General features: G+C 66.7%; 14 protein-coding genes. 10 read left to right on the forward strand and 4 right to left on the reverse strand.

Annotation, left to right across the window (positions count from 1 at the left end):
- Position 1: 1 nt before the first annotated feature.
- Positions 2 to 1156, forward strand: coding sequence for a lysylphosphatidylglycerol synthase transmembrane domain-containing protein (locus NV2_RS21525; RefSeq protein WP_084475219.1), 1155 nt, complete (start codon positions 2 to 4; stop codon positions 1154 to 1156).
- A gap of 77 nt (positions 1157 to 1233) precedes the next feature.
- Positions 1234 to 1644 (forward strand): DUF3054 domain-containing protein, encoded by a 411-nt coding sequence (locus NV2_RS21530; protein WP_067877369.1) that lies wholly within the window; start codon positions 1234 to 1236, stop codon positions 1642 to 1644.
- A gap of 25 nt (positions 1645 to 1669) precedes the next feature.
- Here NV2_RS21530 and NV2_RS21535 read toward each other — a convergent pair whose 3' ends face one another.
- Complete coding sequence (locus NV2_RS21535) at positions 1670 to 3310, reverse strand: NTF2-like N-terminal transpeptidase domain-containing protein (RefSeq protein WP_245662719.1); 1641 nt, start codon at positions 3308 to 3310, stop codon at positions 1670 to 1672.
- 298 nt (positions 3311 to 3608) lie between these two features.
- Here NV2_RS21535 and abmR point away from each other — a divergent pair, with 298 nt between their 5' ends.
- On the forward strand, positions 3609 to 4190 hold the full coding sequence (abmR, locus tag NV2_RS21540; RefSeq protein ID WP_067877372.1) for an ATP-binding transcription factor AbmR: 582 nt from the start codon (positions 3609 to 3611) through the stop codon (positions 4188 to 4190).
- Positions 4191 to 4287: 97 nt separating this feature from the next.
- The gene (gene aroQ, locus NV2_RS21545) at positions 4288 to 4716 is read left to right on the forward strand and encodes a type II 3-dehydroquinate dehydratase (protein WP_067877375.1); all 429 of its coding nucleotides are present in this window, start codon (positions 4288 to 4290) and stop codon (positions 4714 to 4716) included.
- 4 nt (positions 4717 to 4720) lie between these two features.
- Here the strand turns inward: aroQ and NV2_RS21550 are convergent, their stop codons facing one another.
- Both NV2_RS21550 and NV2_RS21555 read right to left on the reverse strand, forming a co-directional pair.
- Complete coding sequence (locus NV2_RS21550) at positions 4721 to 5878, reverse strand: glycerate kinase (RefSeq protein WP_245662720.1); 1158 nt, start codon at positions 5876 to 5878, stop codon at positions 4721 to 4723.
- Between the two features lie 70 nt (positions 5879 to 5948).
- Complete coding sequence (locus tag NV2_RS21555) at positions 5949 to 7493, reverse strand: alpha/beta fold hydrolase (protein ID WP_245662721.1); 1545 nt, start codon at positions 7491 to 7493, stop codon at positions 5949 to 5951.
- A gap of 161 nt (positions 7494 to 7654) precedes the next feature.
- On the opposite strand from NV2_RS21555, the gene NV2_RS21560 reads away from it, so the two are divergent.
- Entirely contained in the window at positions 7655 to 7984 is a 330-nt protein-coding gene (locus tag NV2_RS21560) for a GNAT family N-acetyltransferase (protein WP_245662722.1), read from the forward strand.
- A gap of 129 nt (positions 7985 to 8113) precedes the next feature.
- Positions 8114 to 8728: a YqgE/AlgH family protein gene (locus tag NV2_RS21565; protein ID WP_373863602.1), complete on the forward strand. Its 615-nt coding sequence runs from the start codon at positions 8114 to 8116 to the stop codon at positions 8726 to 8728.
- Positions 8729 to 8735: 7 nt separating this feature from the next.
- On the opposite strand, the gene NV2_RS21570 is transcribed toward NV2_RS21565, so the two are convergent.
- Positions 8736 to 9212 carry a hypothetical protein gene (locus NV2_RS21570; RefSeq protein ID WP_067877381.1) on the reverse strand — a complete coding sequence of 159 codons (477 nt, stop codon included), beginning with the start codon at positions 9210 to 9212 and terminating at the stop codon, positions 8736 to 8738.
- A 225-nt stretch (positions 9213 to 9437) separates the two neighbouring features.
- Between NV2_RS21570 and gdhA the strand changes: the two genes are divergently transcribed.
- The 4 genes from gdhA to NV2_RS21590 are packed head-to-tail and all read left to right on the forward strand — an operon-like array spanning position 9438 to position 12448.
- Entirely contained in the window at positions 9438 to 10787 is a 1350-nt protein-coding gene (gene gdhA / locus NV2_RS21575; RefSeq protein ID WP_067877384.1) for an NADP-specific glutamate dehydrogenase, read from the forward strand.
- A 53-nt stretch (positions 10788 to 10840) separates the two neighbouring features.
- A complete protein-coding gene (locus tag NV2_RS21580) occupies positions 10841 to 11251 on the forward strand; it encodes a cupin domain-containing protein (protein WP_067877530.1) in 411 nt (136 codons plus the stop codon).
- Positions 11252 to 11261: 10 nt separating this feature from the next.
- Complete coding sequence (locus NV2_RS21585; protein WP_067877387.1) at positions 11262 to 11597, forward strand: YnfA family protein; 336 nt, start codon at positions 11262 to 11264, stop codon at positions 11595 to 11597.
- 17 nt (positions 11598 to 11614) lie between these two features.
- The gene (locus NV2_RS21590; RefSeq protein ID WP_067877390.1) at positions 11615 to 12448 is read left to right on the forward strand and encodes an AraC family transcriptional regulator; all 834 of its coding nucleotides are present in this window, start codon (positions 11615 to 11617) and stop codon (positions 12446 to 12448) included.
- The last annotated feature ends 129 nt before the right edge of the window (positions 12449 to 12577 follow it).

Genomic DNA, 12577 nt, shown 5'->3' on the forward strand with positions numbered 1-12577 from the left:
CGTGACGGCCCATGCTGACCCCGCCGGCGACCCGGCGCGGCCCGCGTCGCGCAGATTCCGCTGGTTGAAATGGATTCTCGGTATCGCCCTTTCGGCATTGCTGATCGCCGAGGGTATCTACCTGTGGCCGCGACTGCACGATTCCTGGAGCGATCTCACCGAAATCCACTGGGGTTGGGTCGCACTGTGCATCGGAATGCAGGCGCTGTCGATGAGCGGATTCGGCCGGATCCAGAAACAGCTGCTGCATGCGGGCGGTGTGGACGTCTCCCAGCGCGCCTCCGTATCGGTCGTCTACGGCTCGACCGCGATGGCAGTGACGCTGCCGGCCGGACAGGTGTTCTCCACCGCCTTCACCTACCGGCAGACCCGCCGCTGGGGCGCGAGCCCGGTGGTCGCGTCCTGGCAGTTGATGATCTCGGGCGTGGTGGCCACGGCGGGCATGCTGCTGCTCGGTGTGGGTGGCGCGCTGTTGGTGGGCAATCGGGTGGGCCCGTGGAAGCTGGCACTGACACTGGTCGCGGTGGTGGCACTGGTGGGGGCCGGCAGATACATCTCCGGCAATCCCGGCGCACTGAAAGCACTGATCAAGCGCGCGGTACGACTGTTCAACCGGATACGTCGCCACCCGGAGGACGCCGGGATGGCGCGGGTGGACGAGGCACTGAGCCAGCTGGAATCGGTGGATCTGGGCCGCCGCGATACGGCGTGGGTGGTGTTCTGGGCGATCGTGCACCGGCTCGGCGACGTCGCCTGCCTGGGCGCCGCCTGCTACGCGGTCGGTGCGGATCCGCGGTGGGCCGGGCTGCTCATCGCCTTCAGTGTCGGCAAGGCCGTCGGCACCATTCCGTTCGCACCCGGCGGCATCGTCTACGTGGACGCGACTCTCATCTACAGCCTCACGGTGGCCGCTTCCCTCCCGGCCGCACAGGCGGTGGCCGCCGCGTTCGTGTATCGCATGGTGAGTTTCATCCTGGTCGCGATCGTCGGCTGGATCGTCTTCGCGTTCCGCTTCCGCAATACGCACGCCGGTGACGCCCAGTTCGAGCAGGAGTTCGAGCAGCGTTCGGCCTTGCTGGGCGAGCCGCGCGGTGCGGAGGGTCGCGCGGCACCCGACGACAAGACCGGCCGGGCCGACCCGGAAGCCGACGCCTAGCGGCGATCGGCGAACAGTGTCGCGCGGCACCCGTCCCGGCGACCGGAGCGCGGTCCGCCATCACTACCCTGGCGCTCGTGAAGAAATGGCTGCCGCTGCTGATCGACGTCGTGCTGGTGATCGTGTTCTGCGCGATCGGCCGGCGCAGCCACGACGAGGCCGTGGCGGCGGGTCTGCTGCGGACGGTGTGGCCGTTCGCGGTGGGATTGTTGATCGGCTGGGTGATTGCTCCGGCCGTCGCGGGCCGCGGACGGTGGGCCACCGCGGTGGCCCGGTTCGACGGAAGCGCGCTGTGGCCGACCGGCCCGATCGTCTGGTTGTCGACCTTGATCGGCGGCATGCTGCTGCGGGTGGTCAGCGGGCAAGGCACCGCGGGCAGCTTCGTCATCGTCGCGGCGACGGTGCTCGCAGTATTCCTGCTCGGCTGGCGCGCAGTGTGGATGCTGATCGGCCGACGCATTCAGGTCAGCGACGTATCTGCGAATTGATCCGTTTCCGCGGCGAATTCCGGCGCTATTTATCGTCGTCCGGAGTCGCGAGCGATTTCAGCATCACCGCCGCCAGCCGCGAAGTCGCATTCCCGGCATCGATATCCTTGATGTGAACGGCAAACGCGAGATCACCGGCACTGGCAAGCAGCCAGCCGTCGTCTCCCGCCGAAGCGGTGAACGCGGTGACACCGGCATAGTGGCTCACCGGCGCCTCCTGCGGTGCGGCCGTGGCATCACGCAGCATGGCACGCAATTTCTCCACCGCTGCGCTGGGCAGCGGCTCGATATCGGCATCGGTGGTACCGGGCCGGCCGATCTCGATCATCGGCGCGGGAACCGAGCCGCGGGAAATCGCGGCCGCGGCCAGAGCCATTCCGTACGGGCTGGCCAGAATCGGGTCCTTGGTTCCCTGACGCACCTTGTCGACGCCGCGGCCACTGATCGGCAGCTTGCCGGTGGTGGCCTCCAGGCCGGGCACGTCGAACCCGATCCCGACGCCCAGCATCGCCGCAGCCTCGGCCGTGTCGTTCACCGAAACATCCTGCGGCGCTTTCTTCTTCACAATGGAAGCAACGGCCTTGAACAGGTCCGCGGTACCTCCCACCGGATAGGAAGCGGTGAACGCCGGGGTGCCCTCGGTCTGCGCGTAGTTGTTCTGGGCCGCGGCGAGGATCGCACCGGTCGAGGGCTGGATCGCCACGACGGATGCGGCGGTACCCACACTCACGACCGCGTCCTCCGCGGCGCGCTGCAACTTCTGATCCATGGTCGAAGCGATATCCGGCCCGGGCGGGCCCTGGAACCCGGCCAGCTGCGTGACCAGCGTGCCGTCGGGCTCGAACAGCTGCACTCCCCAGCCGGCGTGTTCGTCGAGGTTGTCCTGCCAGACGTTTTCCAGCGCGTCGGTCAACGGTGACCACACCCGGCGGTCCTGGACGATGAGCTTGGGCTGCTTCTCCATGACCACACCGGGCACAGCCGCCATCTTCGGTTCGAGAATGGCGAAATCGCCCTCCCGCAGACTCACCGCGGTAACCGGCTTACCTCCCGATTTCGCCAGGTCGTCGCGCAGCGATCGGCCCGTGATCACCGGTGCCACCGGCGCGATGGCATCGGCCAGCGCATCGGTCGAGGCGACCGGGTCCGGCATCTTGGCCGGGTCCAGCTTGATCACATTGATGACCTGCTCGGACAGCAGCGGACGGCCGTCCTTGTCGTTGACCTTCGGCGCCGGTTTCGCATCGGTACGCACCAGTTTCACCGTGCGCTTGTTGTCGAGTTGCGGCATCACGACCGCCGGATCCCAGGAGATCTTCCAACCGGTGCTCAGTTTGCGCAGATTGCCTTGCAGGTCGTAATTCCAGTCCTTACCCGGACCGAAGTTCCAGTGCGCCTTGAGGTTGAACATGGCCGTGTCGCCGTCCAGATCGATGAACTGAACCAGCTTGTAATCCGGCTTACCGGGGTCGAGACCGTCGAACATCGACTTCAGAACGCTCTCCGCACCCGCGGGGTAGGAGGTGAGTTCCGCGGCGCCCGAAGCATCGCGATCATCCATTAGCTGGGTGAAATGCTCGACGATGGCTTTGGGATCACTCGGTGCCCGATTGAAATCGCACGACCCCATCACTATCGCCAGGGCAGCAATCGCCGCTAGTGCCACTGCGCCCCGTACGCGAAAGCGGCGGGATCCCCACACATCCATGTCGCCCACTCTTCACTCTTGTCACTCCAGCAACAAGGCCAACGGTACCCGAAAAACTGGACCGCGATGCCACGTTGGCCCCGACCGCATTCTCCATGCTCAGCGACCACAATAGTGCCCGATCACGAACATTCGTGACACCTGGCCGCGGAAATGCGCGCCGTTCCCGATCCGCTGACAGCGAAACCCCCATCCCGTATAACGGCGTAATCTTGTAATCATAGTTACACAGACACATCGTCAGTGAGGAATCGTCATGAGACACGGACGCGGATTCGGACGTCCCGGAGGCTGGCAACAGGCCGATCTCCCCGATGCGGCGGACGCTGCAGACTGGTTCGCCGGAAGATTGCCGAGCGACTGGTTCAGTGGCCCGGCGGCCATCGAAATCGACCGCGACGAGATCGTGGTGATCGGAGAACTGGCGCTACCCGACAGTGCATCGGAGGGAGCCTCGGGCGAGTCCGGCTCACCCCCGTCCCGAGCCACTGTCGACGGATTGGTCGCGCGGTTCCGCGAGGCGACCCGCCCGGCCCGCATGCAGATCGCCCAGGAGGCGCAGGCCCGCTACGGACGCCATGTCGCCTGGGGCGTGTCGGCGAACGGGGAACGAACCCTGTTCACCCACCTGTCGGTCCCGGTGATGACACGCTTGCGCCAACCCGAGCGCAAGGTACTGGACACCCTGGTCGACGCCGGCGTGGCCCGCTCACGCGCCGACGCGCTGGCCTGGACGGTGAAATTGGCCGGTAAACACGCCGAGGAGTGGCTCGAGGAACTGCGCTCGGCGATGCGCACCGTGGAAGACCTACGCGCCGAGGGTCCCCGCGGCCTGTGAGTGAGAGGGCGAACCGGTTGGCGGGCCGAGCGAGCCCGCTGCCGAGTGGGGTGAGTCGGATGCTCGTGCTTCGGATGCCCGCGTAGGCTCTTCGGACATGGCACCGATTCTCGTGCTCAACGGCCCGAATCTGAATATGCTCGGCACCCGCCAGCCCGAGGTCTACGGCTCCGACACGCTCGACGACGTGGTCGAGCTGTGCCGGAACACCGCGTCCCGTTTCGACCGGGAGCTCACCACTTTCCAGTCGAATTCCGAAGGCGCGCTCATCGATCGAATTCACGCGGCTCGTGGTGTGGAGGGCGGGATCGTTATCAATCCCGGTGGGCTCACCCACACCTCGGTCGCACTGCGCGATGCCCTGGTGATTCCGGAAGTGCCGATCGTGGAAGTTCACATCTCGAATGTGCACGCCCGCGAGGAATTCCGGCATCACTCCTACATCTCCCCGATCGCCACGGCAGTCATCGCGGGAATGGGGATTCAGGGTTATGCGGCTGCCGTCGAATTCCTCTGCACACGGTGAGGGTCTACGGCAGGAAGTCGGACGCGATGCGGGCGCCCAGCTCCTCGAGTAGGGCGGCAGCGCCCGCGATCGACCGAGCGCGGTCCGGCTCCAGATCGGTGAGTGCATAGCAGCGGGTGAAGCCGGCCGCGGCGAGCTGCGCCTCGCTCAGGGTGCAACTTCCTGCGACGGCGACCACCTCGGCCCCGGCCACCCGCGCGGCCGCCGCCACCCCTGCCGGGGCCTTGCCGCGCAGAGTCTGGTCGTCGAGGGCGCCTTCCCCGGTGACGACGAGGTCTCCTGCCTGCACCCGGCCGGTGAAATCGATGAGCTCGAGGATTACCTCGATGCCCGAACGAGACTGTGCTCCGAGTATCGCCATCGCCCCGAATCCGGTTCCCCCCGCGGCGCCCGCACCCGGAACGAGCGCAAAGTCCTGTGACTGCCGGCTGCTATTATCCGCGCTGCCGGCGACAACGTTCGACCAATTGTTCAGCGCTGCTTCGAGTTCCACACACTGCTCGGGTCCGGCTCCCTTCTGCGGGGCGAACACCGCGACCGCACCGTGCGGGCCGAGCAGCGGACTGTCCACATCACCGGCGAGTACGAACGTCGTTGCGGCCACCGCAGGATGCAGACCACCGTATTCGATCGTCCGCGCCTGCACGAGTGGTGCTGCACCCCTGGGTAATTCGTTTCCGTTCCGGTCGAGTATGCGTAGTCCCAGTGCCTGCAGCATCCCCGCACCCCCATCGGAGGAGGCGCTGCCGCCGACACCCAGCACGATGGTGCGGAACCCCCGGTCCAGCGCGTCGCGGATCACCAGGCCCAGGCCATAGGTACTGGCATACATCGGATCAGGTTCTGCACCAGGTAGTTTCGAGTACCCGACCACCTCGGCCAGCTCGATGATCGCAGTCTCGTCCCGGACGGCGTAGGTCGCCGTGCCGGGCATATCGGTCGGCCCGACCGCATCGACCCACACCGGTTCCCACCCGGCCGCCACGAACGCGGCGACGGTACCGTCCCCGCCGTCGGCCACCGGCAACCGGCGCACCGGCACGTCGGGAGCCGCCCGGGCGAATCCGGCGGCCAGGGCCGCGGCCACCTCGGGCGCGGTCAGCGACCCCTTGAACTTGTCCGGCGCCAGCACCACCTGCCGAGACTTACGACCCACCGTCACCCTGACCTCGTTTCGCCGAGATACACCTGCGGTTATCGATCACCGTACTGGGTGGGCGGCATCCGGGTACTCACGGCATCGGCGCCTGATCCACGTGGTCGATGTGTACCGCGCCGCTGCGCAGATATTCCAGCACCGCGGCGTCGAGCGGTACGTTGCCACGACCGAAGGTGCCGTGGTCACCACCGTCGACGGTGACGAGGTGCCCGTGCAGTGCCTGCGCCGTGGCCGGCCCGCCCGGATACGCGGTGGCGGCGTCGTGGCGGCTCTGCAGTATCAGCGGCGCCGTCCGCAACCCGTCACCGGCGATCGGCACCGGAGTGGTTACCGGGTCCCAACCAGCACAGGCCAACCCGCTGCGGATCAGTTCGGCACGAGCATCCAGGGCATTACCGCCGGAGGCGACGATCGCGGCCGCCTGGCCCATCGCCGCCATCCGCGGCGGTACGGCGTTCTCGTTACAGGTGACCGCACCGAATACGGCCTGCCCGGTCGGGTCCGTGGTCGCGGCCTCCGCGATCGCCCGCAACTGCGCTACCTCCCCAGGATGTGTGTTCGCCTCGGCCATGGCGCGCGCCAGGCTTGGCCAGAAGCCGCGGGTGTAGGCCGCGACCGTGGTCGCCGCGACCATCGGCACCTGCGCCGACATTCCACCGGACAGCAAGCTGCGCACCAGGTTCTGCGCCTGGAAGAGTTCTTCGGCACCGGCGTTCATACCGTCGCGGGCGACGGCCGCCAGCGGCTCCGGCAGGGTGCGTGGCAGGTCGGCGGCGGAGACGGGTGGCGGCGTCAGGTTGGCGTACCAGCCGCCACCTTGCGCGGCCACCAGGCGGACCCAGGTCTGATAGACCTGCAATTGCGAATCGCCCAGGTGATAGTCGGCGTCGTGCTGAGCGATCCAGCCGAACATATCGTCCAGACGCTGCTTTCCCGCGATCTGCTGCTGGGCGAACTGTTCGGTCCACACCCAGTGCGGATTCACCGCGGAATCGAGGACCAGCTTGTCGATGCGCTGCGGGAACAACGAGGCATACACGGCGCCGAGATAGGTTCCGTAGGAGATCCCCAGGAAGTCGATCCGGTCCAGCCCCAGCGCGGCCCGCACGGCATCCATATCGCGCGCGGTGTTCTCGGTGGTGATGGTCTCCAGATAACCGGGCTGCGCCGCATCGCACGCCTGCTGCACCGACTCACGGGCCTGATCATCGGCCGCGATCTGGGCACCACAGCTCAAGGGGGTCGACCAGCGCAGGCCGCGGGGTTGGACCGCCACCAGATCGTAGTGCCGGTGCAGCTCGGGGGGCAGGTGTTCCAGCGTCGCGCCCCAGTAGTCGAGGGCATCGGCACCCGGCCCGCCCGGGTTCGCGAAGATCGTGCCGCGGCGTTCGCCGGTGGCGCGAATCCTGCTGACCGTCACGTCGATTCGGGGACTGTCGGCGCCGGTATGCCCCTCGGCATAATCCCTCGGTACCGATACGACCATGCATCGGGCGAGCGAGCCGGCGGCAACGGCACCGTCCGGACAGGTCTCGAACCCGGCAGCGGAGGCGGCCGGGGCCGGAAGGGTCGCGGTGATCGCGGTCGCCAGCACCGCGGCGGCAGTGGCACGCACCATCGCCGATCCGGTTGTCCGCGACCTCGCCCGCCCGAGCCTGTGCATTCTCAGCATTCTCATCAGCTTCGGCGCGGGCGACAACTCGAACACACGGGGCGACACGGCGAAATTCTGCGAGCCAACCCCCAGCTCCGCTGATCGTTTCCCTCTAGGCTCAGCAGATGACGCAGGGCCCGCAGCTGACAACCGAGATTCGCGACAACACTTCGCTCGACCGTTTCGAACTGTACGTCGGCGGTTCGTTGGCGGGGGTGGCCGAATATCAGGACACCGCCTCTCAACGCGCCTTCGTTCACACCGAGATCTATCCACGATTCGAGGGACAGGGGCTCGGACGCCGCCTGGTACAAGGGGCGCTGGATCGCACCACGGAGCAGGGTTTCGAAATTCTGCCGCTGTGCCCGATGGTGCTTCACTTCATCGAATCCCGGCCGCAGTATCTGGCTCTGGTTCCCTATTGGGCCCGCGAACGCTTCGAACTGCCCCGATAAGCGTCCACGGCCGGGGCACCGGGCGCCGAACGGTGACACCGGGCCGGGCCGGAGAATGTTCTCCTGTTCACTGGAATCACGTCCGGTTAAATCCAGCGCGCGGATGTCGACGGTGCGATGATGGCAGGCGTGGCACGCGCAGAGGAATATGGCGACCGCCCCAGACGTGAACCGCGGGACGAAGAACTCGTGGTGCGGCCCGGCACTCTATTGGTTTCGGCAACAGAGCTGGTCGAACCCACTTTCCGGCGCACCGTCATCTATATCGTCGAACACAACGACGCCGGCAGTCTCGGCGTGGTGTTGAACCGGCCGAGTGAGACCGCGGTGCAGGATGTGCTGCCGCGCTGGGCCGATCTGGCGGCCCGGCCGCGCACGCTCTACGTGGGCGGACCGGTGAAGCGGGATTCCGCACTGTGCCTGACCACGGTCCGCGTCGGTGTTCCGATCGAGGGCACACCGGGCCTGCGCCGGGTGGACGGCCGGGTGGCGCTGTTGGATCTGGATTCCGATCCGGAGGTACTCGGTCCGATGGTGGAGGGCGTTCGCATCTTCGCCGGATACGCCGGATGGACCTTCGGTCAACTGGAAAGCGAACTCGAGCGCGGAGACTGGATCGTGTTGTCCGCACTGCCGTCGGATCCGCTGGCCGAGCGCAGCGACCTGTGGGCTCGGGTGCTGCGCCGTCAGCCACTTCCGCTGTCGTTGCTGGCCACGCACCCCATCGAAGTGGAACGCAACTGACGGCCGGTCAGAGCAGGATCAGCGTGACACACAGGGCGGTGAGCGCGACGGCCTGCAGGCCGACCCGGAATCCGAGAATGCTGTCCCACTTGTCCTGCAGCGCGCGGGCGTTGTCGGGGATGATCCCGGTCATGGCGGCCTGCGTCTGCACGGTGTTGATCGGTTTCGCTACGGTGACGTAGAACGCGAGCCAGCTCGCCAGCGCCACGAGCGCGACGCCTGCCGCCACCGCCGCGCCGATCTGTCCGGCGACGGCCGCGAGGACGATCGCGAGCATGGTTGTTATCACACCGCCGACTCCCGCGAACGGCATCCGGCGGTCGCCGTAGTAGTGCCCCCAGCCCGCGGATCTGGTGACTGTGGCGTCGTCGAGCTTGCGATACACCGATCGGGTAATCAGTGCGCAACTGAAGTCGGTTCCGTACACGATGCCGTTGGCGAGAATAGCCAAAACGGCCAGGACCTGGGCGGATGTGGTGAGCATGATGACAACCCCTCGCGATACCTAGCAACGCTAGCTTGTATAGCGAGCATATCTATCGCGTCGAAGAATGTCTAGCATCGCTAGTCAACCGAGCGTTATAACCACCTCGATTCCGGCGGTCACAAGGCGGTGATTCGCCGGGCGCAGGCACATCTCACAGGGTTGAGTTCTCGGCGGTGAGGACGTAGGAGTTAACTAGTCAGGCGACCGGAAGGAGCGCAATCGATGCCCGCGCTGGACGAGAAACTGCAGGACATCTACACCGAGGTACTGGAGCGTAACCCCGGAGAATCCGAATTCCACCAGGCAGTTCGCGAGGTGCTCGACAGCCTCGGGCCGGTCGTAGCAAAGCATCCGCAATACCTCGACGCCGCCGTGATCCGGCGACTGTGCGAACCAGAACGCCAGATCATCTTCCGGGTGCCGTGGGTCGACGATGCGGGCAACGTGCAGATCAACCGCGGCTTCCGGGTCGAGTTCAACTCGGCCCTCGGACCGTACAAGGGCGGACTGCGTTTCCACCCCTCGGTCTATCTGGGCATCGTGAAGTTCCTCGGATTCGAGCAGATCTTCAAGAACTCCCTCACCGGTATGCCGATCGGCGGCGGTAAGGGCGGATCGGATTTCGACCCCAAGGGCCGCTCGGACGCCGAGATCATGCGGTTCTGCCAGTCGTTCATGACCGAGCTGTACCGCCATATCGGCGAGTACACCGACGTGCCCGCCGGTGATATCGGCGTGGGCGGCCGCGAGATCGGCTACCTGTTCGGCCAGTACAAGCGCATCACCAACCGCTACGAATCCGGGGTGCTCACCGGCAAGGGACTGAGCTGGGGCGGTTCGCAGGTCCGCCCCGAGGCGACCGGATACGGCACCGTGTTCTTCGCCGAGCAGATGCTCGAGCAGCGCAACGAGAGCTTCGACGGTAAGCGCGTCGTGATCTCCGGTTCCGGCAATGTCGCGATCTACGCGGTGGAGAAGGTCCACCAGCTGGGCGGCACCGTGGTCGCGGTCTCGGACTCCTCCGGCCACATCATCGACGACAAGGGCATCGACCTCGCGCTGCTCAAGGAGATCAAGAACGATCGCCGCGGACGGATCAGCGAATACGCCGAGGCCAAGGGCGGCTCGGTGCAGTTCTCCGAAGCCGGATCGATCTGGCAGGTGCCCTGCGATATCGCCCTGCCGTGCGCCACCCAGAACGAACTCAACGGCGCAGACGCCCGCACGCTGATCAAGAACGGCTGCACGATCGTCGCCGAGGGCGCCAACATGCCCTGCACCCCCGATGCCGCACACCTGTTCACCAAGGCGAACCTCGCCTTCGCCCCCGGCAAGGCCGCCAATGCCGGTGGGGTCGCCACCAGCGCACTCGAGATGCAGCAGAACGCCTCTCGCGACTCGTGGACCTTCGAGCACACCGAAGCGCGACTGGAAGCGATCATGCGCAATATCCATCATCGCTGCTTGGAAACCGCCGAGGAGTACGGTGCGCCCGGCGACTATGTAGCCGGTGCCAACATCGCCGGATTCACTCAGGTCGCCGACGCAATGCTCGCGCTGGGAATCGTGTAGCAGTTACGTCGCGGACGTGCCGGCAGGTCACCGGATCCGGGATGATCGACGGTATGGCTGTACCACGACCAGGACTGCCGCAGTTTCGTCCCAATCCGGCCCCCGCGGTCGGTACCCGCAGCCGGATACTGCTCCGTTTCCGGCTGGCCGGACGGGAGTTCATCGTGCGGCAGACCGTGGTCGACCCCGGCGGGGACAGCGGCTGGCATTTCCACGACGGGATGCTGCTGGTGCTGGTCACCGGCAGCGCACTGTCGCACCCCGGCCTGGACTGTGTGCCCGTGACCTACCGGCCCGGGCGGATCTTCCGCGAACCCGCGGGACCCGAGCACGCGCACACGGCACGAAATCGCACTCGAAAACCGCTGCGCCTCACCGTGTTGTACGTGCTTCCGGCGGGCAGTCCACTCTCGCGTCCGGCCACCCCTCCGGCCTGCGACAACGACCGGACGGCCATTCAATAGGCTGCCCTGCGTGACCGTTGTTCGCTCGATCGTGCTGTTCGTCCTGGCCGCCGTCGCCGAGATCGGCGGCGCCTGGCTGGTGTGGCAGGGCGTGCGCGAGCAGCGCGGCTGGGCCTGGATGGGCGCCGGCGTCATCGCACTCGGCATCTACGGTTTCGTCGCAACCCTGCAACCGGACGCGAACTTCGGCCGCATCCTCGCCGCCTACGGTGGCGTGTTCGTTGCGGGCTCGCTGTTGTGGGCGGTCGTCTTCGACGAGTTCCGGCCGGATCGCTGGGACCTCACCGGTGCCGCACTGTGTCTGCTCGGGGTCGCGGTCATCATGTACGCACCACGCGGGAGCTGACCTCGTACCATGGCGGTATGCCCGTCGAGCAGGTGCGGATCGCCGGGGCTGTGATGGATGTCGCGGTCCCCGACCGGGTGTGCGCGGGAGTCTCGATGGCCGGATTCCGGGGCCGGACAACCGATACCGTCGAACTACAGGTGGTCCCCTATCCTGCCTGCACCATATTCGTGGACCTCGGCGACGCACTGCTCACCGACGACAGCAACGGCGCACGCCGCCGGGGCAGCGTTGTCGTCGGTCTCGCATCCGGTCCGGTACACGGGACCGGGCACGATATCGATGTACTGCAGGTGCGGCTGTCCCCCGCTCTCGCCCACGCGGTACTCGGCCCCGGAACCGAGACCAGCGGCGCGATCGTCTCCCTCGACGAGCTGTGGGGTCGCGACGCCACGCACCTGCACGAACAGCTACGTGCCGCCGCAAGCTGGGAGGAACGGTTCGCGATCGTGCATCGTGCGCTCGGAAGGCGCTGCGCCGCCGGCCGCCCGGTCGAGCGGGAGATCGCCTTCGCCTGGTCCCGGATGGCGGATACCGGTGGGCAGCTACGGATCGAACAGCTGGCCGACGAACTGGGCTGGAGCCGGCAACGACTGTGGTCCCGGTTCCGGTCGCAGGTCGGCATCACCCCCAAGCATGCGGCACGGTTGATCCGCTTCGATCACGCGGCGCATCGGCTGGCCGCCGGGCACAGCGCCGCGACAGTGGCAGCCGACAGCGGGTTCGTCGACCAATCGCATCTGCACCACGACGCGATGGCCTTCACCGGGATGACCACCTCCGGGGTCGCCGACGCGCAGTGGCTGGTGGTCGATCCGATCGCCTGGCCCACCCGGATGGCGAAGATCTGAGGCCCGCAACATTTTTCCAAGACCCGACCGGCGCTCCGGGCCGATACTGACGAGACGAGCGCGGCACCACACCGCGCGTGGCCGGGCGGTATCGGCGCCCTCTCTACCCTTGCGAGGTTTCGATGGTCG

This window comes from Nocardia vermiculata NBRC 100427 (assembly GCF_001613265.1).
In the GTDB taxonomy this organism is placed as follows: domain Bacteria; phylum Actinomycetota; class Actinomycetes; order Mycobacteriales; family Mycobacteriaceae; genus Nocardia; species Nocardia vermiculata.

Coding starts and splice junctions, on each gene's coding strand:
- abmR (WP_067877372.1), top strand. CDS start 3,609: ATGAGACACGGACGCGGATTCGGACGTCCCGGAGGCTGGCAACAGGCC.
- NV2_RS21560 (WP_245662722.1), top strand. CDS start 7,655: ATGACGCAGGGCCCGCAGCTGACAACCGAGATTCGCGACAACACTTCG.
- gdhA (WP_067877384.1), top strand. CDS start 9,438: ATGCCCGCGCTGGACGAGAAACTGCAGGACATCTACACCGAGGTACTG.
- NV2_RS21555 (WP_245662721.1), bottom strand. CDS start 7,493: ATGGTGCGTGCCACTGCCGCCGCGGTGCTGGCGACCGCGATCACCGCG.
- NV2_RS21570 (WP_067877381.1), bottom strand. CDS start 9,212: ATGCTCACCACATCCGCCCAGGTCCTGGCCGTTTTGGCTATTCTCGCC.
- aroQ (WP_067877375.1), top strand. CDS start 4,288: ATGGCACCGATTCTCGTGCTCAACGGCCCGAATCTGAATATGCTCGGC.
- NV2_RS21590 (WP_067877390.1), top strand. CDS start 11,615: ATGCCCGTCGAGCAGGTGCGGATCGCCGGGGCTGTGATGGATGTCGCG.
- NV2_RS21580 (WP_067877530.1), top strand. CDS start 10,841: ATGGCTGTACCACGACCAGGACTGCCGCAGTTTCGTCCCAATCCGGCC.